The organism is Streptomyces sp. KL116D, assembly GCF_030766975.1.
GTDB classification, from domain to species: domain Bacteria; phylum Actinomycetota; class Actinomycetes; order Streptomycetales; family Streptomycetaceae; genus Streptomyces; species Streptomyces longispororuber_A.
In genome coordinates, this window is record NZ_JASERH010000010.1 from 37,766 (window position 1) to 57,140 (window position 19,375).

Annotated in this window: 19 protein-coding genes; 13 read left to right on the top strand and 6 right to left on the bottom strand. The window is 73.7% G+C overall.

Annotated features, from left to right (window positions below):
- Positions 1-25: 25 nt before the first annotated feature.
- Positions 26-1,321 carry an acetyl-CoA C-acetyltransferase gene (locus tag RBJ77_RS03485; protein WP_372343634.1) on the top strand — a complete coding sequence of 432 codons (1,296 nt, stop codon included), beginning with the start codon at positions 26-28 and terminating at the stop codon, positions 1,319-1,321.
- A 7-nt stretch (positions 1,322-1,328) separates the two neighbouring features.
- Here RBJ77_RS03485 and RBJ77_RS03490 read toward each other — a convergent pair whose 3' ends face one another.
- Positions 1,329-2,168: a helix-turn-helix transcriptional regulator gene (locus RBJ77_RS03490; protein WP_372343635.1), complete on the bottom strand. Its 840-nt coding sequence runs from the start codon at positions 2,166-2,168 to the stop codon at positions 1,329-1,331.
- Between the two features lie 263 nt (positions 2,169-2,431).
- On the opposite strand from RBJ77_RS03490, the gene RBJ77_RS03495 reads away from it, so the two are divergent.
- Positions 2,432-3,904 carry an MFS transporter gene (locus RBJ77_RS03495; protein ID WP_372343636.1) on the top strand — a complete coding sequence of 491 codons (1,473 nt, stop codon included), beginning with the start codon at positions 2,432-2,434 and terminating at the stop codon, positions 3,902-3,904.
- A 323-nt stretch (positions 3,905-4,227) separates the two neighbouring features.
- Here RBJ77_RS03495 and RBJ77_RS03500 read toward each other — a convergent pair whose 3' ends face one another.
- The gene (locus RBJ77_RS03500; protein ID WP_372343637.1) at positions 4,228-5,061 is read right to left on the bottom strand and encodes an AraC family transcriptional regulator; all 834 of its coding nucleotides are present in this window, start codon (positions 5,059-5,061) and stop codon (positions 4,228-4,230) included.
- On the opposite strand from RBJ77_RS03500, the gene RBJ77_RS03505 reads away from it, so the two are divergent.
- Both RBJ77_RS03505 and RBJ77_RS03510 read left to right on the top strand, forming a co-directional pair.
- On the top strand, positions 5,060-5,551 hold the full coding sequence (locus RBJ77_RS03505; protein WP_372343638.1) for a DUF2000 family protein: 492 nt from the start codon (positions 5,060-5,062) through the stop codon (positions 5,549-5,551). The genes RBJ77_RS03500 and RBJ77_RS03505 overlap by 2 nt on opposite strands.
- Positions 5,552-5,639: 88 nt before the next feature.
- Complete coding sequence (locus tag RBJ77_RS03510) at positions 5,640-6,869, top strand: MFS transporter (protein WP_372343639.1); 1,230 nt, start codon at positions 5,640-5,642, stop codon at positions 6,867-6,869.
- Here the strand turns inward: RBJ77_RS03510 and RBJ77_RS03515 are convergent.
- Together RBJ77_RS03515 and RBJ77_RS03520 are read right to left on the bottom strand one after the other, a co-directional pair.
- A complete protein-coding gene (locus RBJ77_RS03515; RefSeq protein ID WP_372343640.1) occupies positions 6,835-7,149 on the bottom strand; it encodes an AzlD domain-containing protein in 315 nt (104 codons plus the stop codon). The genes RBJ77_RS03510 and RBJ77_RS03515 overlap by 35 nt on opposite strands.
- A complete protein-coding gene (locus RBJ77_RS03520) occupies positions 7,149-7,844 on the bottom strand; it encodes an AzlC family ABC transporter permease (protein ID WP_372343641.1) in 696 nt (231 codons plus the stop codon). The genes RBJ77_RS03515 and RBJ77_RS03520 overlap by 1 nt, the downstream gene beginning before the upstream one ends.
- An 85-nt stretch (positions 7,845-7,929) precedes the next feature.
- Here RBJ77_RS03520 and RBJ77_RS03525 point away from each other — a divergent pair, with 85 nt between their 5' ends.
- Positions 7,930-8,502: a helix-turn-helix domain-containing protein gene (locus tag RBJ77_RS03525; RefSeq protein WP_372343642.1), complete on the top strand. Its 573-nt coding sequence runs from the start codon at positions 7,930-7,932 to the stop codon at positions 8,500-8,502.
- 18 nt (positions 8,503-8,520) lie between these two features.
- On the opposite strand, the gene RBJ77_RS03530 is transcribed toward RBJ77_RS03525, so the two are convergent.
- Positions 8,521-9,399 (bottom strand): MurR/RpiR family transcriptional regulator, encoded by an 879-nt coding sequence (locus RBJ77_RS03530; RefSeq protein ID WP_372343643.1) that lies wholly within the window; start codon positions 9,397-9,399, stop codon positions 8,521-8,523.
- Between the two features lie 121 nt (positions 9,400-9,520).
- On the opposite strand from RBJ77_RS03530, the gene RBJ77_RS03535 reads away from it, so the two are divergent.
- From RBJ77_RS03535 to RBJ77_RS03560, 6 genes are read left to right on the top strand one after another with little or no spacing between them, the layout of a single operon-like run.
- Positions 9,521-10,681, top strand: a complete 1,161-nt coding sequence (locus RBJ77_RS03535; protein ID WP_372343644.1) for a C45 family autoproteolytic acyltransferase/hydolase — start codon at positions 9,521-9,523, stop codon at positions 10,679-10,681.
- Entirely contained in the window at positions 10,678-12,327 is a 1,650-nt protein-coding gene (locus RBJ77_RS03540; protein WP_372343645.1) for an ABC transporter substrate-binding protein, read from the top strand. Before RBJ77_RS03535 ends, RBJ77_RS03540 begins: the two co-directional genes overlap by 4 nt.
- An 11-nt stretch (positions 12,328-12,338) precedes the next feature.
- Entirely contained in the window at positions 12,339-13,304 is a 966-nt protein-coding gene (locus RBJ77_RS03545) for an ABC transporter permease (protein WP_372343646.1), read from the top strand.
- Positions 13,301-14,143 (top strand): ABC transporter permease, encoded by an 843-nt coding sequence (locus RBJ77_RS03550; RefSeq protein ID WP_372343647.1) that lies wholly within the window; start codon positions 13,301-13,303, stop codon positions 14,141-14,143. Before RBJ77_RS03545 ends, RBJ77_RS03550 begins: the two co-directional genes overlap by 4 nt.
- Positions 14,144-14,145: 2 nt before the next feature.
- The gene (locus tag RBJ77_RS03555) at positions 14,146-15,120 is read left to right on the top strand and encodes an ABC transporter ATP-binding protein (RefSeq protein WP_372343648.1); all 975 of its coding nucleotides are present in this window, start codon (positions 14,146-14,148) and stop codon (positions 15,118-15,120) included.
- On the top strand, positions 15,117-15,932 hold the full coding sequence (locus RBJ77_RS03560) for an ABC transporter ATP-binding protein (RefSeq protein ID WP_372343649.1): 816 nt from the start codon (positions 15,117-15,119) through the stop codon (positions 15,930-15,932). The genes RBJ77_RS03555 and RBJ77_RS03560 overlap by 4 nt, the downstream gene beginning before the upstream one ends.
- A gap of 110 nt (positions 15,933-16,042) precedes the next feature.
- On the opposite strand, the gene RBJ77_RS03565 is transcribed toward RBJ77_RS03560, so the two are convergent.
- Complete coding sequence (locus tag RBJ77_RS03565) at positions 16,043-16,246, bottom strand: cold-shock protein (protein ID WP_003948780.1); 204 nt, start codon at positions 16,244-16,246, stop codon at positions 16,043-16,045.
- Between the two features lie 270 nt (positions 16,247-16,516).
- Between RBJ77_RS03565 and RBJ77_RS03570 the strand changes: the two genes are divergently transcribed.
- Both RBJ77_RS03570 and RBJ77_RS03575 read left to right on the top strand, forming a co-directional pair.
- A complete protein-coding gene (locus tag RBJ77_RS03570) occupies positions 16,517-17,410 on the top strand; it encodes a menaquinone biosynthetic enzyme MqnA/MqnD family protein (protein ID WP_372343650.1) in 894 nt (297 codons plus the stop codon).
- A 204-nt stretch (positions 17,411-17,614) separates the two neighbouring features.
- Entirely contained in the window at positions 17,615-19,303 is a 1,689-nt protein-coding gene (locus RBJ77_RS03575) for a protein kinase (protein ID WP_372343651.1), read from the top strand.
- The last annotated feature ends 72 nt before the right edge of the window (positions 19,304-19,375 follow it).

A 19,375-nucleotide genomic window follows, 5' to 3' on the forward strand; every position in this document is an offset into this window, starting at 1 on the left:
TACTCAGTAGTCAGGAGTTGTCGAGATGGTACGTCCCGCGAGCACCCCGGCGCAGCCCCGCCGCGTCGCCGTAGTCGGCGGCAGCCGCATCCCCTTCGCCCGCTCCGACGGCCCGTACGCGACCGCCTCCAACCAGGAGATGCTGACCGCCGCGCTCGACGGTCTCGTCGACCGGTACGAGCTCCACGAACCGGGCGCCGTGGGCGAGTTCGTGGCGGGCGCGGTGCTGAAGCACAGCCGCGACTTCAACCTCGCGCGCGAGACCGTGCTCGGTTCGGCGCTGGACGCGCGCACCCCGGCGTACGACATCCAGCAGGCCTGCGGCACCGGTCTGCAGGCCGTCATCGCCGCGGCCAACAAGATCGCCCTCGGACAGACCGAGAGCGCGATCGCGGGCGGCTCCGACACCGCGAGCGACGCCCCGCTCGGCGTCAACGACGAGCTGCGCAAGATCCTGCTGGCCGCCCGCCGCGCCCGGTCCACGGGCGCCCGGCTCAAGGCCCTGGCCCGGATCAGGCCCCAGCACCTGGTGCCCGACATCCCGCGCAACGCCGAGCCGCGCACCCGTCTGTCGATGGGCGAGCACGCCGCCGTCACCGCACGCGAGTGGGGCATCGGGCGCGAGGCCCAGGACGAGCTGGCGGCCGCCAGCCACCAGCGCCTCGCGGCCGCGTACGACCGCGGCCTGCTGGACGGACTCGTCGTCCCGCACCGCGGACTCGAACGCGACCAGAACCTGCGGCCGGGATCGACGGTCGAGAAACTCGCCACGCTGAAGCCGGTGTTCGGGGTCAAGGACCCCAACCCGACCATGACCGCGGGCAATTCGACGCCGCTGACGGACGGCGCCGCCGTCGTGCTGCTGGCGAGCGAGGAGTGGGCGGAGGCGCGCGGCCTCGAACCGCTCGCGTACCTGACCGCGTACGAGACCGCGGCCGTGGACTTCGTCGGCGGGGACGTCACCGGCGGGGGCGGCGACGGGCTGCTGATGGCGCCCGCCCACGCCGTGCCGCGGATGCTGGAGCGGGCCGGGCTCGGCATGGAGGACTTCGACCTCTTCGAGGTGCACGAGGCGTTCGCCTCGCAGGTGCTCGCCACCCTCGCCGCCTGGGAGAAGGCCGGGCTCGCGCCGGTCGACCGGGACCGGCTGAACGTCGCGGGGTCGTCCCTCGCGACCGGCCACCCCTTCGCGGCGACCGGCGCCCGGATCGTCGCCACCCTCGCCAGACTCCTCGCGGAGCGCGGGGTGCCGGGCCGCGGCCTCGTCTCCGTCTGCGCGGCGGGCGGCCAGGGCGTGACCGCGATCCTGGAACGCCCCTGACCAGGCCCTAGGGAGCCTGCGGGTCCAGCTTCAGCATGGCCGCCTCGTCCGGCGAACCGGCCGGCGCCTGGTACGCCACCAGGCGCTGGCCGCCCGTCCTGGCCAGCTGCATGACCTCGTACGTGAGGGTCATCTCGCCCACCTTCGGGTGGGCGAACGTCTTGGTGCCGCCGCTGCGCTCGCACACGTCGTAGCGGTCCCAGATGCGCGTGAACTCCGGTGACTTCAGCAGGAGTTCACCGGCCAGCGCGGCCAGCTTCGGATCGTCGGGGTCGGTCCCCGCGATCGCGCGCAGATGCGCCACCGACGCGGTCACCGTCTCCTCCCACGGCACGTACAGCTCCCGGCCGACCGGGTGCAGGAACAGATAGCGGGTGATGCTGCGCTGGTCGGCCGGCCAGTCCCACAGACCCGGCATGAGCGCGCGGCCCCCCGGGTTCGCGGCGAGCACGTAGTTGTAGCGGCTGACCACGTACGCGGGCATCGGGCGCAGCGCCTCCAGCATCCGCAGCACCGAGTCCCGGACCGTGTCGTCCGCGGTGGGCTGCGGTTCGCTCAGCCGGCCCGAGGCCAGTTCGGCCAGGTCGTGGAGGCGCTCCAGGGGGTCGCCGCGCAGCATCAGGGCGCGGCCGATGGCGTCGATCACGGCGGTCGACGGGTTGGTCTCGCGGCCCCGCTCCAGGCGGGTGTAGTAGTCGACGCTGACCCCGGCGAGCGTCGCCAGCTCCTCGCGGCGCAGGCCCGGGGTGCGGCGCAGTCCGGTGCCGGCCGGCAGTCCGGCGTCGGCGGGGGTGACCTGCGCCCTGCGGGCCCGTAGGTAGCGGCCCAGTTCCGTGGTCTCTGCCATGAGGTCCATTCAACACGGCCGTCCGGCGGGGCGGGGCGCGGTGGGGGGCCGTGACAGGGCCAGGAACGCCGCACCCCGGAGGAACGCGGCCTGCCACCCGGCCGTCCGCACGGGGATCGTGGAGGTCGTTGCGGGCGGCCGGGGGTTCCGGTCCCAGGGGGTGCACGTCACCGGGCCGCGGTCCGGTCCTCCCGCCCACCCGCACGTCGAGACCCACCCGCACATCGCGACCGACCCGCGCCTGTGCCGACCTGGAGGCCCGAGTGACCATCGCCACCGCCACCACCCCCGCCGCCCGGCCCACCACCCGTGGGCGTGCGGCCACCGTCCGCCGGCCACCCGCCGTCGTCGCCCTGATCGCCGCGCTCCTCGGCTTCACCGTCATCACCATCGACGTGTCCGCGGTGAACATCGCCCTGCCGGGCATCCAGGAGTCGCTGCACGGCGGCATGACCGGGGTGCAGTGGGTCGTGGACGCGTACACCCTGATGTTCGCCGGTCTGATGCTGTCGGCCGGCGCGCTCGCCGACCGCGCCGGAGCGCGCCGCGCCTACGCCTGGGGCGTCGGCCTGTTCACCCTCGCCTCGCTGGCCTGCGCCCTCGCGCCCGGCATCGGGGCGCTGATCGCGGCGCGGCTGCTGCAGGGCGGGGCCGCGGCCGTCGTCATGCCCGCCTCGCTGTCCCTGATCCGGCAGGCCTACGAGGACGCGCGGCACCGGGCGCGGGCCATCGCGCTGTGGACGGTGGGCGGGTCCGTGGCGATGGCGGCGGGGCCGGTCCTCGGTGGTGTCCTCACGGAGACCGTCGGCTGGCGGGCCGTCTTCTTCCTCAACCTCCCCGTCGGCGCGGCGATCCTGCTGCTCCTCGTACGGGTCGCGCCGTCGCCGCGCCGGCCCGCGCCGCTCGACGTGCCCGGCCAGATCACGGCCGTGCTGGCGCTCGCCGGGCTGGCGTTCGCGGTGATCGAGGGCGGGCACGCGGGGTGGACTTCCGTACCGGTGCTCGGTTCGCTCGTGGTGTCCGTCGCCGCGGCGGTCGGCTTCTGGCTCGCCGAGAAGCACCACCGGGCGCCGATGGTGCCGCTGGAGATGCTGCGCGGGCGCATCGTCTCGGTGTCCCTCGCCGTCGGGTTCGCCGTCAACCTCGCCTTCTACGGGCTGGTGTTTCTGCTCGGCCTCTACCTGCAGCAGGCGCGCGGCATGTCGGCGCTCACCGCCGGTCTGGTCTTCGTGCCGCTCGCGGCGATCATCACGACGACGAACCTGGTGTCGCCGCGGATGGCCGAACGGATCGGCCGCCGGCCCGTCATCGTCATCGGCCAACTCGTCCTGGCGCTGGCCATGTTCGTCCTGCTGCCCCTCGACGCCGGTACTCCGTTGTGGCTGGTGATCGTGCTGCTGGTGCCGACCGGGCTGGGTGGGGCGTTCGCGGTGCCCGCGCTGACGGCGATGCTGATGGACGCCGTGCCCGGGCCGCGCGCGGGCACGGCCTCCGGTCTTCTGAACGCGCTCCGTCAGACCGGTGGGGCGCTGGCCGTGGCCCTCTTCGGAGCGCTGGTCTCCGACGGTCCGGCCGCCTCGTTCTCGCTCAGCGGGATGCGGGTCAGCCTGGTGGTGGCGGGAGCACTCCTGTGCGCGACGGCGCTCTTGGCGGGCCTACTCCTGCCCCGCGGGCCGGTGGGGGCTGGTCGCGCAGTTCCCCGCGCCCCTGAAAACCGACGGCGTCTGCCGAGCTGATCTCTCGTCACGGTCTGCGGCCCGGTGGGGGCTTCTCGCGCAGTTCCCCGCGCCCCTGGGGGCATGCGGCTTCGCCGCAGCCCCCAGGGGCGCCCATGAGATGGCGCACGAAGTGCGCATCTCAGGGGCGCGGGGAACTGCGCGAGCAACCACGACGCACCCGCAGACAACGACGAAAGATCGGGACCATCAGGGGCGCGGGGAACTGCGCGAGCAACCACGATGCACCTGCAGGCAGCGACGAGAGATCAGGTCCGTCAGGGGCGCGGGGAACTGCGCGATCGGCCACGACGCAGACGCACCCGGCGAACAAGCAGTCGTAGCTACGGCGAGGAGACCCGGTCACCCGTGGGCGCGGCTCGCGCGTAGCGGCCCGGGGGCACCCCCACCACCCGCTTGAAGTGCCGCGTCAGATGCGACTGGTCGAAGAAGCCGCACGTCGCGGCCACCTCCCCGACCGGCCCCCCGGCCAGCAACAACCGCCGAGCCCGATCGACCCGCCGAGCCATGAGGTACTGGTGCGGCGCGATCCCGTACGCCGCGCTGAACGACCGCACCAGATGCGCCGGATGAGCCCGCACCAGGGCAGCGGCCTCCGCCAGCCCGACGCCCGCCACCACCCGCGCATCGAGCAGCTCCCGCAACTCCGCCGCCACCCGCCGATCGGGCCCGGCCCGCCCCCGCCCACCCACCCGTGGCCGCAACCGCTCCCGCAACCGCTCCCCGACCAACGCGAGCCGCGCGGACGCCTCCAGTTTGTCGCCGGGATGCGCCAGCGCCGCGTGCAACCGGCCGATGCGGTCGCGCAGCAGCGGATCGGCCAGATCGGGCGTGTCCACGGCCGGGCCGATGAGCGAGTCGTCGAGGAGACCGGTGCCCGACTCCAGGTACAGGACCCGCTTGCGGAAGCCGTGCGGGGTCGCCGCCGAACCGTTGTGGGGAACCTGCGGCGGCAGCAGCGAGACGGTGCCCAGCGGCGTACCGTGCTCGTGCCGCTCCAGGTCGTAGCGGACCGCGCCCTCGTCGACGATCAGCAGCGTCCACGTGTCGTGCACGTGCATCGGGTAGGAGTGCCGGGTGAAGTGGGCGTGGAAGACCTCCGTGACGCCCGGTACCGCGGGGCGCCACGCGGTGATCTGTTCGCCGCCGGCCGCCATGCAAAGAACGTACAAGACCGGGCGGCCCCGCGGTCGGCAGTCTCGAGGCATGAGCACTGAGACCCCCGCCGCGCCCCCCGTCCGCTTCGACACGAAGATCGCCGTACTGCTCCGGGACGACCTGGAGACCTGGCAGCGGCTGAACGTCACCGCCTTCCTCGTGAGCGGCCTCGGCACGCAGCTGCCCGAGGTGATCGGGGAGCCGTACGAGGATGCCGACGGCACCCCGTACCTGCCGATGTTCCGGCAGCCGGTGCTGGTCTTCGAGGGCGGCAAGGAGATGCTGACGGCCGCGCACGACCGGGCCCTGCGCCGGGCGCTGCCGCGCGCCGTGTTCACCTCCGACCTGTTCGCCACGGGCAACGACCGGGACAACCGGGCCGCCGTACGGGCCGTCCCCGCAGCGGATCTGGACCTGGTGGGAGTGGCGGTGTACGGGCCGCGCAACGCCGTGGACAAGGTCCTGAAGGGGGCCCGGATGCATCCCTGACCCACCCGGCGCGGACCATCGATTGGCCCAGCCACAAGCGCCATGAGTTGCCTACTGGCAGTGGGCCAATGGCTCATAGCGTGGACGCATGCCGAACCGATCGCGCGTCCGTGCCCTCGCCGCCGCCCAGCTCGCCAACTCCGTCGGCGACGGGGCCTACTACGTCACCTCCGCCCTCTACTTCACCCGCGTCGTCGGCCTCTCGCCCACCCAGATCGGCCTCGCCCTCACCGTGGCGTGGGCGGTCGGCGCGGTGGCCGGGGTGCCGTTGGGCGCGGTCGCCGACCGGCGCGGGCCGCGGGGCGCCTCCGTGCTGCTGGCCCTCGGCACGGCGGCCGCGGTGCTGTCCTTCCTGGTCATCCGCTCGTACGCGGCGTTCCTGGTCGCGGTCGTCGGGTACGCGGTCGCGCAGTGCGGTCTTGCGGCGGCCCGGCAGGCGCTGCTCGCGGGGCTGGTGGACGCGGCGGAGCGGACCGGGGTCCTGGCCCGGCTGCAGTCGACCCTCAACGCCGGACTGGCCGTCGGGGCGGGCGTCGGCGGGCTCGCCCTCCAGCACGACACCCCCACCGGCTACCTCGTCGTGTTCGCGCTCGACGGCGCCGGGTTCGTGGTCTGCGCGCTGATCCTGCTCCGGCTGCCCGCGGTGGCGCCCGCCCCGGTCCGTACGGCGAAGGAACCCCGTCTCGCGGTGCTCCGCGACCGTCCGTACGCCGCCGTGACCCTGCTCAACGCCGTGCTCCTGCTGCGCATGCCGCTGCTCTCGCTGGCGGTGCCGCTGTGGATCGTCTCCCACACGGCAGCGCCCGGCTGGCTGGTCTCGGCGCTGTTCGTGCTCAACACCCTTGGCGTGATGGCCTTCCAGGTACGGATGGCGCGCGGTGTCGACGGTCTGCCCGCCGCGACCAGGACCGTGCGCCGCTCCGGCGTCGTGATGCTGGTGTCGTGCGCGGTGTTCGCCGCGTCGGCCGCGGGCGGCCTCGGCCCGTGGGGCGCGGCGGCCGTCCTGGTCGTGGCGTCGGTCCTCCAACTCGTGGGCGAGATGCAGCAGTCGGCGGGTTCCTGGCAGCTGGCGTTCGCCCTCGCGCCCGCGCACCAGGTCGGCCAGTACCAGGGCTTCTTCGGTACGGGGGTGCCGCTGGCCCGTACGGTCGGCCCGCTCGTCCTGACCGCGCTCCTGGTCACCTGGGGCGTGCCGGGATGGCTGGTGCTGGGCGCGGTGTTCCTCGCGGCGGGCGTGGCGATGGGCCCGGTGGCGCGGTGGGCCGAGGGCGCGCGCCCCGCGCCTACGGCAGCCCGGCCAGCCGCAGCAGTGCGGTGACCGCGGCCGCCCCCACGACCACCACGGCGAACGGCGCCCGCCGCCACGCGAGCACCCCGCCCACGAGCACCCCGGCGGGCCGCGCCCACCCGGCGAACCCGTGGCCCGCCGTCAGCGCCCCGGTGGCGAGCAGCGCGACGAGCAGCACGGTGGCGGCCTGCCCGAGCAACTCCTGGACGCGGGCCGGGAGTTCGACGCGCCCCTGGAGGACGGGACCGGCCAGCCGGAAGGCGTACGTACCGGCGGCGAGCACGAGCACGGCGACGAGCTGGGCGTTCATCAGGACCTCCGGGTGAGGGCGAGCCCGCCGAGCGCGAGCAGGACCGGCACCCCGGCGGGCAGGAACGGCGTGGCGGCGACCGCGATCGCCGCCCCGGCCGCGGCGGCCCTGCGCGCGCCCCGGCCGTCCCGCAGCGCGGGCAGCACCAGCGCGAGCAGCACCGCGGGGAACGCGGCGTCGAGCCCGAACCGGTCGGTGTCGCCGAGCGCGGACCCGGCGAGCGCGCCCACGAGGACGCTCACGTTCCAGGCGGCGAAGAGGCCGAGGCCGGACAGCCAGAACGCCCTGCGGCGGGCCTCCGGATCGGTCCGTGCGAGCACGAACGCCGCCGTCTCGTCGGTCACGAGGTGCGCCCCGGCCAGGCGTGCGGGCCACGACGTGCCGAGGGCGTCGGTGACGGCGAGGCTGAAGGCGGCGGTGCGCGTGTTGAGCAGCAGCCCGGTCGCGGCGGCGGCGACCGGACCGCCCCCGGCGGCGAACACCGCGACCGCGCTGAACTGGGCCGATCCCGCGAACACCAGCAGCGACATGAGGACCGGCAGCCACCAGGGCAGACCGCTCGCGACGGCGACGGCCCCGAACGACAGGCCCACGACGCCGTCCGCGAGACAGACGAGGGCGACGTCGCGCCGCAGTCGGCGATCGGCGGGGAGTGTTCGGTCTGTCGGGCCGAGTGTTCGTTGGACCGTACGCATGGCGTCAGCATGCGGCCGGGCCGTGGCGTTCGTCAAGCCGAACGAATGGCTAGGTGGAGCGAACGCCCGTAGAGTGAGTGCCGCCATGACCGACGCGCCCCCGCCCAAGAGCAGCCTGCCCCTCGACCGGATCGCCGCGGCCCTGCGCCGCGAGCGCGGCCGGGCCGGGATCTCCCTCTCCGAACTGGCCAAGCGGGCCGGCATCGCCAAGTCCACGCTGTCCCAGCTGGAGTCGGCGAACGGCAAGCCCACCCTGGAGACCCTGTGGGCGCTGGCCGTAGCCCTCGACGTGCCGCCGAGCCTGCTCCTGGACCCGCCCCGGCCGACCGTGCAGGTGATCCGCGCGGGCCAGGGCGTCACCGTCCCCTCCGAACAGGCCGACTACGCCGCGACCCTGCTCTCGGCCTGCCCGCCCGCCGCCCGCCGCGACCTGTACTGGCTCCAGGTCGAGCCGGGCAGCGCACGCGAGTCGGACCCGCACAACCCGGGCACCGTCGAGCACCTCGTCGTCGCCACGGGCCGGGTCCTCGCCGGGCCCCAGGACGACCCGGTCGAGCTCGGCCCCGGCGACTGCATCACCTACCCCGGCGACCTCCCGCACACCTGCCGCGCCCTGGAGCCCGGCACCACCTGCGTCCTGGTCATGCAGTACGCCTGACCCCCGCGGCGGCCCGGCTCACTTCTTCTTCGGCCGCAGCAACTGCTCGCGCAGCGCCGTGAGTTGATGGGACGTGCCGACGGCCCGGTCCTCGTCGAGCGTGGTCATCGCCAGCAGCAGCGCGTCCGCCACCACCAGCGCGGTCAGCGCCTCCGCGGTGAGCCCGGTGGGCGTGTGCGGGGCGGTCAGCACCGCGTCGACCCGGTCCCCGTACCGCTCCGCCAGCTCGTCCGTGACCAGGACGATCCGCGCCCCCACGGCCCGCGCCCGGTCGACCAGGATCCCCAGCTCGGCGAGATCGCGGCCCGGCTGGAAGACGACGACCGCGTCGCCCTGCCGCAGCCCGAGCAACTGGTCGGCCAGGGCGAACCCGGTCGCCCCCACGAACCGCGCCCGGCGCCCGATCCGGCCGAGCGCCAGCACCAGGTGCCGCGCGGCGAGTTCGGAGGCCGCCACCCCGTAGCAGTGGATCTCCCCGGCCTCCGCCAGGACGCCCACCGCCTCGCGCAGCGCGTCCCCCGGCGTCAGCCGCCGCGCGTGCTCGATCCGCTCGGCGGCCTCGTCGAACACCTCGCCCCAGATGCCGTCCAGGTCCCGTCCGACGTGCGCGATCCGCTGCTGGAGCCGCACCTCGGGCGCCACCGCCGAGGTCAGATCCGACGCCAACTCCCGCTTCAGCGCGGGCAGTCCGGCGTACCCGAGCCGCTGGAGCGTGCGCACCACGCTCGCGTTGCTCGTGCCGCTCGCCGTGCCCAGCTCCTGCGCGGACGCGAAGAGCAGCGACTCGGCCGGCGCGCTCACCAGGTACTGCGCCACGGCCCGCTCGGACGTCGACAGGCCGTCCCAGCGCTCGCGGACGACGGCCCGCAGCCGCGCGACCCCCTCGGTAATTTCCATTACAACTCTTGACTCCCGTGTGATGACCGTTACTCTCCTGGTCAACGCATTCCAAGTGGAGAGCATCTCGTAACCATCATTACAGACCGGTTGCGGGAACCTCTCCGTCGCGAGGAGAACAATGGCACCCCGGACCCTTCCGGTCATCGACATCAGCGGCGCCCCCCTCGACCGCGGCCGTCAGTACGGCGAGGCCGTACGGCCACGACTGCACGCCGCGATCGGCTACTACGAGGAGGCCTTCGGCCGCTCCGCGGGCCTCACCTGGACCCAGGTCACCGCCCGCGCCGCCCGCTGGCTGGAGCCCGTGCGGGCGTTCGCCCCCGAACTCCTCGACGAGATGCGGGGCATCGCCGACGGCGCGGGCGTCGACGTCCTGGACGTCCTCGCGCTCAACGCCCGCGGCGAGGTCATCTACGACCGCTCCTTCAAGGGCATGTCCGAGACGGCGGCGCCGGCCGACGAGGAACCCGCGGAGGGCTGCACGTCCTTCGCCGCCTACGGCGAGGCCAGCGGCGACGGCCACGTCTGGGCGGGCCAGAACTGGGACTGGCGGGCCGGCGTGGCCGACACCGTGGTCATGATCCGCATCGTCCAGCCGCCCAAACCGACCGTCATCATGCAGGTCGAGGCGGGCCAGGTGGGCCGCCAGGGCGCCAACTCGGCCGGCATCGCCCTCAACGCCAACGGCCTCGGCGGCCGCTTCAGCGACGCGATCGGCCTCCCGCAGACCGTCGTGCGCCGCGCCGTCCTCGACACCCACACGGTCACCGACGCCCTCGACGTCCTGTGCCGCACCCGCGCCCACATCGCCAGCAACGCCCTGCTGACCTGCCGCGAGGGCTTCGCCGTCGACCTGGAGACGACGCCCGCGGGCATCGGCTGGATGTATCCGACCGACGGGCTGCTCGTGCACGGCAACCACTACCAGGCGGGCGTCCCCGCCGCCCTCGCCGCCGACTACCGGCCCCTGTCGTCCGACTCCCTCGTGCGGGTGCCCCGCGCCGAACAGGGCCTGGCCGCCCTGCGCGGCTCCACCGGCCCCGACGAGTCCCGCAAGATCGTCAAGCAGGCCATGTCGGACCACCTGGGCCTGCCCGAGTCGCTGTGCACCCACCCCGACGCCCGCCGCCCCCTCGTCGAGCACTGGACGACGCTGGTCTCCTCCTGCGTCGACCTGACCAGCGGCGACTACCACGTCACGGCGGGCACCCCCTGCGACCGCGACTACCAGCACCTGCCCTGGAACCTCTACGACGGCCCGTACGGAGACCCCAGATGACGACGACCACCCGGCGGACCGCGACAGCGACCGCACTCGCGGCGGCCCTCCTCGCCGCCACCGGCTGCGCGGGCGCCGACCGCCCCGCGGACAGCGGACCCAGGACCTCCGCCGCCGACCTGAAGCTCGACGCCACCACCCCTGAGGCGAAGGGGAGCCTGTCGAAGGCGAACTGGCTGCTGGAGGACGAGCCCGACTCCCTCGACCTGGACACCCAGGGCTCCAGCGCGGGCCGCGTCGTCCTCACCAACGTCTGCGAGCGCCTCTACCAGCTCCAGCCCGACATGACGACGAAGCCGTTCCTCGCGCGGAAGGCCACGACCTCGGCCGACGGCAGGACCCTCACGCTCGCGATCCGCGACGACGTCACCTTCCACGACGGCACGAAGCTGACGGCCGACGACGTCGTGTGGTCGCTGGAGCGGCACGCGTCGAAGGACATGGAGCAGTCCGACGAGTTCGGCAACGTCACCTCCATGAGGAAGACCGGCGCCGACGAGGTCACCGTCCGCTTCGAGGAACCCGACGCCATGTTCCTCAAGGCCCTCGCGGGCGACGCCGGCATCGTCTGGAACAAGGCCCAAGTCACCAGGTCCGGCAAGGAGTTCGGCACCCCGGGCCAGCCCGACGCCTGCTCGGGCCCCTACGAACTCGCCTCCTGGAAGTCCGGCGACTCCATCGCCCTGCGCGCCTACGACGACTACTGGGGCGACAAGCCCCTCACCCGCGAGGTCGTCTTCCGCTGGGCCTCCGACAGCGCCCTGGTCAACGCGCTCAGGACCGGCGCCGCCGACGGCGCCTACGCCGAGTCCCCGAACACGGCCGCCGCGCTGCGCGCCGACCAGGACCTCGCCCAGTACTACGGACCCTCGACCGCGTCCCTGGTCCTCATCCCGACCGACCGCGGCGGCCTCGACGACCCGAGGATCCGCCGCGCGCTGTCCCTCGCCCTCGACCGCAAGGGCATAGCCGAGTCCGGCTACGGCGGCCTCGTGCAGCCGTGGGCCACCCCCGTCGGCTCCGGCGCCTGGGGCTACGAGAAGGCCGAGTTCGCCGCCGCCCAGAAGGAGTTGGACCAGGACGCGCCCGCCTCGCCGGACGCCGACGACCTCGCCCGGGCCGAGGACCTCGTACAGGAGGCCGGCGCCCCCACCGCCCCCGTCGTCATCGGCACCGACGCCAGCCAGGGCCGCACCGTCGTCGCCAACGCCACCCGCGCCGCACTCCAGCGCATCGGCGTCCGCGCCGAGATCAAGACGGTGCCCACCGCCCAGTTCGAGGAGTTCTACAGCGACCCGACGGCCCGCGCCGACATCGACGTGCTGGTCGGCGACTGGTACATCTCCAAGGCCGACCCGATGGGCTTCTACGACAACGGACTGTCCGACTCCTCCAACAACTGGGTCGGCTTCAAGGACGCCGCGTACGACAAGAAGGTCGAGCAGGCCCTCGCCACCCTCGACGACGCCAAGCGCGCCGCCCTCGCCGTCGACGTGCAGCGCACCTTCGTCGAGTCGGCCGTCTGGATCCCCGTCGCGCAGATCCCCACCATCCTCGTCCTCGACCGGAAACTGACCGGTCCGACCGCCTCCCAGGCCTACCTCTACTACCCGTGGGCCGCTCAACTCGGCGCGAAGAAGGGCTAGTCGAGGCCGCCATGTACACACCTCTCCAGCTCGCCCGCCGCCTCGCCCGCCGCCTGGCCGGACTCGTGGCGACCCTCGTCGCCGCCTCCTTCGTCATCTTCGCCGCCGTCTACGCCGCCCCCGGCGACCCCGCGGTCTTCCTCGCGGGCGGCCGCGACAAACTCACCCCCGAACGGCTCGCGCAGGTCCGCGCCCAGTACCACCTCGACGAACCGCTCGTCGTGCAGTACGGCCGCTGGCTGTGGGACACCGTCCACCTCGACCTCGGCCGGTCGTTCAAGTACAGCGACCAGGTCGCCGACCTGATCGCCGCCCGGCTCCCCACCACCCTCCAACTGGTCGCGTACGCCACGCTGCTGTACGTCGTCCTCGGCGTCGGCGCCGGCATCCTGGCCGCGGTCAAGCGCTCCACCTGGGTCGACTCGGCGGTGGTCGGCGGCACCACGCTCGCCGCCTCCGTCCCGTCGTTCGTCGCCGCGATCGCCCTCGTCTCGGTCTTCGGCGTCCAGCTCGGCTGGTTCCCGGTCACCGGAGCGGGCGAGGGCTTCACGGGCACGCTCCACCACCTCACGCTGCCCGCCCTCTCGCTCGCCCTCGGCGCGCTGGCGATCATCAGCCGCGTCACCCGGCAGTCCATGGCGGACGCCGCCGCGTCCGACCACGTCGAGGCGGCCCGCGCCTCCGGCGTCCCGGAGCGCGACATCGTCCGCCGCCACGTCCTGCGCAACGCGCTCGGGCCCATCGTCACCATGTGCGGCCTCGTCATGGCGGGCATGCTCGCCGGCACCGTCGTCGTCGAGACGGCGTTCGGCATCAGCGGCATCGGCTCCCTGCTGGTCAACGCGATCAACACCCATGACTTCCCGGTCGCCCAGGCCGTCCTGCTGCTGATGGTCACCGGATACGTCGTGGTCACCACGCTCGTCGACCTGGCCCACCCCCTGCTCGACCCGAGAGTGAAGGAGGCCCGCACATGACCGCGGCCCTGACCCTGGCGCCGGTGACCGCCCGCAGGCGCCCGCTGAGCGTCACCCTCGCCGCGGCGCTGCTCGCCCTCGTCGTGCTCGCGGCCGTCCTCGCCCCGCTCCTCGCGCCCTACGCGCCCGACGCCATCGACCTCTCCGCCTCCCTCGTCGGCACCGGCGCCGACCACCTCCTCGGCACCGACTCGTCCGGCCAGGACCTCCTGTCGCGCGTGCTGTACGGCGCCCGGAGCAGCCTCGTCGCACCGGTCGCGCTGCTCGCCGTCGCCGCCGTCCTCGGCGTGACGCTCGGAGTGCTCGCGGCCTGGCGCGGCGGCTGGGCCGACACGCTCGTCTCCCGCCTCACGGACGTGATGTACGCGTTCCCTGGGCTGCTCTTCACCGTCCTGATCATCGCGGTGTTCGGCGCGGGCATGACGACCTCGGTGCTCGCCCTCGGCCTGGCCTTCACCCCGACCATCGCCAAGTACACCCGCTCCCTCGCCCTCGCCGAGACCCGCAAGCCGTACGTCGACGCCTACCGCGTCCAGGGCATGGGCGGCACCCGCATCTGCGCGCTGCACCTCGTCCCGAACCTCGGCCGGTCGATCCTCGGCTACCTCGTGGTCCTCTTCGGCGAGGCCCTGATGTCCCTCGCGACCCTCTCCTACCTCGGCTTCGGCGCCCAGCCGCCGTCCTCCGACTGGGGCCTGATGGTCCAGGAGGGCCAGGCGGCCGTCGTCCAGGGCGCGCTGCTCCCGGCGCTCGTCCCGGGCACGGCCATCGCGCTGGTCGTCGTCTCCTTCAACGTCGTCGGGGTCTGGGCCGCCGACCGCCTCGGAAAGCAGGACTGACGATGCTGCTCTCGGTCAACGACCTCACGGTCACGGTCCCCGGCACGGCCCGCCCGCTCCTCGACTCGGTCACCCTGCACGTCGCCGAGGGCGAAGTCGTCGGCCTCGTCGGGGAGTCGGGCTCCGGCAAGTCGACCACCGCGAAGGCGGCCCTCGGCCTGCTCCCCGCGCACGCCACGACCACGGGCTCGGTCCGGGTGTCCGGCACGGACGTCCTCGCCCTCACCGGCGAGGAGCTGCGCCGGCACCGCGCCGCCACCGTCGCGATGATCCACCAGGACCCGCGGGCCGCCCTCAACCCGGTCCGCCGCATCGGCGACTTCCTCACCGAACGCGGCGCGACGAAGGACCAGGCGGCCGGACTCCTGGCCGCCGTGGGCCTGCCCGACCCGGCCCGCCGGCTGCGCCAGCGCCCGCACGAACTCTCCGGCGGCATGCTCCAACGCGTCGTCATCGCGGGCGCGCTGGCGGCCCGCCCCCGCCTCCTCCTCGCCGACGAGGCGACCAGCGCACTCGACGTGACGACCCAGGCGGAGATCCTCACCCAGCTCCGCGAGGCCCGCGCCACCCAGGGCGCCGGCCTCCTCTTCATCACGCACGACCTGCACCTGGCGGCGGCGTACTGCGACCGGGTCTACGTCATGTACGCGGGCCGGGTCGTCGAACAGCGCACGGCGAAGGCCCTGTTCGCCGCCCCCGCCCACCCCTACACCCGGGGCCTGCTGTCCTGCTCGCCCACCCTCGGCGAGACCCGCACCCTCACCCCGATCCCGGGCCGCCCCCCGTCCCTGTCGGACGCCTTCGACGGCTGCCCGTTCGTCAGCCGGTGCGGGGACGCGGAGGACGCCTGCGGCACCTGGCACCCGGAGCCGCACGGTCTGGCGGACGGGGGAGAGGTCACCTGCCGGCGGGCCCGGGCCGCGGCCGGTCCACCCCCGGTACGGCGCAACGAGAAAGAGGGGGCGAGCCCCAAGTGACCACGCAACCACCACTCCTGGACGTCACGGACCTCCGCAAGACGTACGCCCTCCCGGCGGGCGGCCGGCACACCGCGGTCGACGGCATCACCTTCACCCTGAACCCCGGCGGAGCCCTCGGCATCGTGGGCGAGTCCGGTTCGGGCAAGACGACCGTCGCCCGCATGCTGGTCGGCCTGGTCCGCCCGGACCACGGCACGATCGCGGTCGACGGCACCCCCCGACCGGTGAAACCCCCGCGCGGCCGCACGGCCCGCCTCGCCCGCGCCCGGCAGATCCAGATGGTGTTCCAGGACCCCTACGTCTCACTGGATCCGCGCCTCACCGCCGAGGCCTGCCTGCGCTCGGCGTTGCGGCTGCACAGCCGCGACGAGTCCCTGGCCACGGCGCTGCTCGACCAGGTCGGCCTCGGCGGGCGCGAGGCCGCGGCCCGCCCCCGCCACCTCTCCGGCGGCCAGCGCCAGCGCCTGGCCATCGCCCGCGCGCTCGCCGTGGACCCGCGCGTCCTGGTCCTCGACGAGGCGGTCGCCGCCCTGGACGTCTCCATCCAGGCCCAGATCCTCAGCCTGCTGGACGACATCCGCCGGGACACCGGCGTGGCCCTCGTCTTCGTCAGCCACGACCTGGCCGTCGTCCAGCACGTCACGGACGAGGTCCTGGTGATGCGGCAGGGCAGGGCGGTCGAGCAGGGCCCCACCCGCCGCGTCCTGACCGGGCCCACCGACCCGTACACCCGGCTGCTGCTCGCCTCGGTGCCGGGCGAGGGCTGGGACCCCGCGGACGCGGTCGCCGCCCGCGCGGCCCTCGCCTAGGGCCTGTACGGAAAAAGGCAGGAGCCCCGCCGCCTGACGGCGCGGGGCTCCTTGGGTACTGCTCTCGGTTCCGGATCAGAATGCGGCCATGACCGCGTGATCAGGAGAGATTAGGCGGGGGTGACGTTCTCCGCCTGCGGGCCCTTCGGGCCCTGGGTGACGTCGAAGGTCACGGCCTGGTTCTCCTCGAGGGAGCGGAAGCCGTTCGCGTTGATCGCCGAGTAGTGGACGAAGACGTCCGGGCCGCCGCCTTCCTGGGCGATGAAGCCAAAGCCCTTTTCAGCGTTGAACCACTTCACGGTTCCGGTAGCCATAAGCCCTCCTATGGGCCAAAGGGTCGCCCTGCTCCAGAACCTGCAAATGCACTTGCGAACAACTGCAAAAGTCTGAAAACGACGAGAGCCTGCGGTTACATGCTCCGCAGGCTCTGTACTGCAAGGGAAACCAAACTGCAACTTGCGGCGAGCCTAGCACGCGGGCAGCCGAATGCAATAGAGGGCAAGATCACTTCACCCGGAGGTTTGATGAGGCCCTGATGTGGGTTGACCGGTGTCGTCCACGACCCGGATCCTGCACCGTACCTCATGGGGTCTAGCCTCGCCGATGTGGACAATTCTCCCGAGACCTCCAAGGCCGCGCGGCGCATCCGGCCGCGCGTCGGCCACATCCAGTTCCTGAACTGCATGCCCCTGTACTGGGGCCTGGCCAGGACGGGATCGCTCCTCGACTTCGAGCTGACGAAGGACACCCCGGAGAAGCTCAGCGAGCAGCTGGTCAAGGGCGACCTGGACATCGCGCCGGTCACCCTCGTCGAATTCCTGAAGGCCGCCGACCGCCTGGTGGCCTTCCCCGATCTCGCCGTCGGCTGCGACGGCCCCGTCATGTCCTGCGTGATCGTGTCGCAGGTGCCGCTCGACCGGCTCGACGGCCGCCGGGTCGCCCTCGGCTCCACCTCCCGCACGTCGGTCCGTCTGGCGCAGCTGCTGCTCGCCGAGCGCGTCGGCGTACGGCCCGACTACTACACGTGCCCGCCCGATCTCGGCCTGATGATGCAGGACGCGGAGGCGGCCGTGCTCATCGGCGACGCGGCGCTGCGGGCCAATCTGCACGACGCGCCGCGGCTCGGACTCCAGGTGCACGACCTGGGCGCCATGTGGAAGGAGTGGACGGGCCTGCCGTTCGTCTTCGCCGTGTGGGCGGCCCGCAAGGAGTACGTGGAGCGGGAGCCGGCCATCACGCGCCAGGTGCACGAGGCGTTCCTCGCCTCCCGCGACCTGTCCCTCGACGAGGTCACCAAGGTCGCCGAGCAGGCGGCCCGCTGGGAGGTCTTCGACGAGACCGTCCTGGAGGAGTACTTCACGACGCTCGACTTCCGCTTCGGGACGGCGCAGCTGGAAGGCGTCACGGAGTTCGCCCGGCGTGTCGGACCGACCACGGGATTTCCCGCTGATGTGAAGGTCGAACTTCTCGCCCGGTGATCCCGGTGATCCGGTTCGGCGGCACCGGGAATTCCGCCCGGTGCCCCCCGGCCGGGGAATTCCACCGAAAGGTGATCGGTGAACGGCATTGCCGATTCCTGTAGGAACCGCGTGAAATCCGGGTGAACGTACGGGCATTCGCGCACCCGCACTACGCTGCTGGTGCGCGCGTGTCGCCGTGGGGTGTTCGGGGGAGGTTCCAGCATGCAGCCGCTTCAGGCCGATGAACCGACGACCGTGGGGCCCTACCGGCTCCTCGGCAGGCTCGGGCACGGCGGCATGGGCCGCGTGTACCTGGGCCGCAGCGCCGGCGGGCGGACGGTCGCCGTGAAAGTGGTCCATCCGCACTTCGCGCTCGACGAGGAGTTCCGGGCCCGGTTCCGGCGCGAGGTGGAGGCGGCGCGGCGGGTCGGCGGGGCGTGGACGGCGCCCGTGCTCGACGCGGATCCCGGGGCGGCGGTGCCGTGGGTGGCGACCGGGTACGTCGCGGGGCCCTCGCTCGCCCAGGCGGCCGGTGACGGCAGCGCGCTGCCCGAGCACTCCGTACGGGTCCTGGGGGCCGGCCTCGCCGAGGCGCTGGCGGCGGTGCACGGCCTGGGACTCGTCCACCGCGACGTCAAGCCGTCCAACGTGCTGCTGACCGTGGACGGACCGCGGCTCATCGACTTCGGCATCGCCCGTGCCACCGACGGCACGGCCTCCCTCACCTCGACCGGCGTCTCCATCGGCTCGCCCGGCTACATGTCGCCCGAGCAGATACTCGGCAAGGGCGTCACGGGCGCGGCGGACGTGTTCTCGCTGGGCGCGGTGCTCGTGTACGCGGCGACGGGGGAGTCCCCGTTCCCCGGTGACTCGTCGGCGGCGCTGCTCTACAAGGTCGTCCACGAGCAGCCCGAACTCGGCTCCCTGACCGGCGAACTGCGGGACGTGGCGGCCGCCTGCCTGGCGAAGGACGCCGCCGCGCGGCCCACCCCGCAGGAGGTCGCCGGACGGCTCGCGCCCGAGGGCGCGGCCCGGCTCGTCGCGGCGGGCTGGCTGCCCGGCGCACTGGTGGAGCAGGTGTCGCGCAGCGCCGTACAGCTCCTCGACCTGGACGGCACGCCGGCCGACGCCGTGGCCCCGTCGGGCCCGGTCGGCTTCAGCAGCCCCTCGGTGACCGGGGGCCCGGAACCGGCCGGGGTCTTCGGCCCGCCGGACCCGGCGTACGCACCGGTACCGGTGCAGCGGACAGAGCCCCCGTCGACCCCGTCGACCTCCGCGACCCCGCCCACGCAGGCCCCGCAGGACGCCAGGCCGGGCCGCCTCTCGGTGTCGGTGTCCGCGACGTCGTCCCCGCAGGGCCCGGACGGGCGGGGCCGCCGGGTGAGCTGCTCGGTGGCGCTCGCCGTGGCGGGGGCGCTGGCCGCGGTGACGGTGGGCGGGATCTTCGTGGTGAACATGCTGCCGGGCGGCGGCGACAGCGGGAACGACGGATCCGCGGGCGGCACCCGCCCAGCGGCATCGGCGTCCGCATCCGCGTCGGCCTCGACGGGCGCGTCCGTCCCGCAGTTCTACGTGGGCGCGTGGCGGGGCCAGGGGACGGCGACCGGGCTCGGGCAGGACCTGCCCGCGGGCACCTTCGACATCGTCGTCCGGCAGGCCGCGCCCGGGCAGCCGCTGGGAACGGTGACGCAGACCGACGCCCTGGGCGGCGTCTGCGTGGACGTCCTCACGCTCAAGTCGGCCACCGCGGACGAACTCGTGGCCACGGGACGGGGGAAGAAGGGCGGCGAGGCACAGTGTCTGCAGGGGACCCACCCGGTACATCTGCGGCGCGACGGCAAGGCGCTCCGCTTCACGTCGGACGACCCCAGGGCGGGGAACCCGCGGGCGCGTCTCGAGCGGGCGGACTGATGCGGCGGCACGGCGGCGCCGGCGCGGGAGGCGCGGTCCCGCACCCCGTACGGCCGACACCGGCAGGACCCG

Excerpts from the sequence above, each read along its gene's own strand:
- RBJ77_RS03485 (WP_372343634.1), top strand. The coding sequence starts at position 26 with ATGGTACGTCCCGCGAGCACCCCGGCGCAGCCCCGCCGCGTCGCCGTA.
- RBJ77_RS03490 (WP_372343635.1), bottom strand. The coding sequence starts at position 2,168 with ATGGCAGAGACCACGGAACTGGGCCGCTACCTACGGGCCCGCAGGGCG.
- RBJ77_RS03505 (WP_372343638.1), top strand. The coding sequence starts at position 5,060 with ATGCAAAGAACGTACAAGACCGGGCGGCCCCGCGGTCGGCAGTCTCGA.
- RBJ77_RS03500 (WP_372343637.1), bottom strand. The coding sequence starts at position 5,061 with ATGGCGGCCGGCGGCGAACAGATCACCGCGTGGCGCCCCGCGGTACCG.
- RBJ77_RS03510 (WP_372343639.1), top strand. The coding sequence starts at position 5,640 with ATGCCGAACCGATCGCGCGTCCGTGCCCTCGCCGCCGCCCAGCTCGCC.
- RBJ77_RS03515 (WP_372343640.1), bottom strand. The coding sequence starts at position 7,149 with ATGAACGCCCAGCTCGTCGCCGTGCTCGTGCTCGCCGCCGGTACGTAC.
- RBJ77_RS03520 (WP_372343641.1), bottom strand. The coding sequence starts at position 7,844 with ATGCGTACGGTCCAACGAACACTCGGCCCGACAGACCGAACACTCCCC.
- RBJ77_RS03525 (WP_372343642.1), top strand. The coding sequence starts at position 7,930 with ATGACCGACGCGCCCCCGCCCAAGAGCAGCCTGCCCCTCGACCGGATC.
- RBJ77_RS03530 (WP_372343643.1), bottom strand. The coding sequence starts at position 9,399 with ATGGAAATTACCGAGGGGGTCGCGCGGCTGCGGGCCGTCGTCCGCGAG.
- RBJ77_RS03535 (WP_372343644.1), top strand. The coding sequence starts at position 9,521 with ATGGCACCCCGGACCCTTCCGGTCATCGACATCAGCGGCGCCCCCCTC.
- RBJ77_RS03540 (WP_372343645.1), top strand. The coding sequence starts at position 10,678 with ATGACGACGACCACCCGGCGGACCGCGACAGCGACCGCACTCGCGGCG.
- RBJ77_RS03545 (WP_372343646.1), top strand. The coding sequence starts at position 12,339 with ATGTACACACCTCTCCAGCTCGCCCGCCGCCTCGCCCGCCGCCTGGCC.
- RBJ77_RS03550 (WP_372343647.1), top strand. The coding sequence starts at position 13,301 with ATGACCGCGGCCCTGACCCTGGCGCCGGTGACCGCCCGCAGGCGCCCG.
- RBJ77_RS03555 (WP_372343648.1), top strand. The coding sequence starts at position 14,146 with ATGCTGCTCTCGGTCAACGACCTCACGGTCACGGTCCCCGGCACGGCC.
- RBJ77_RS03565 (WP_003948780.1), bottom strand. The coding sequence starts at position 16,246 with ATGGCTACCGGAACCGTGAAGTGGTTCAACGCTGAAAAGGGCTTTGGC.
- RBJ77_RS03570 (WP_372343650.1), top strand. The coding sequence starts at position 16,517 with ATGGGGTCTAGCCTCGCCGATGTGGACAATTCTCCCGAGACCTCCAAG.
- RBJ77_RS03575 (WP_372343651.1), top strand. The coding sequence starts at position 17,615 with ATGCAGCCGCTTCAGGCCGATGAACCGACGACCGTGGGGCCCTACCGG.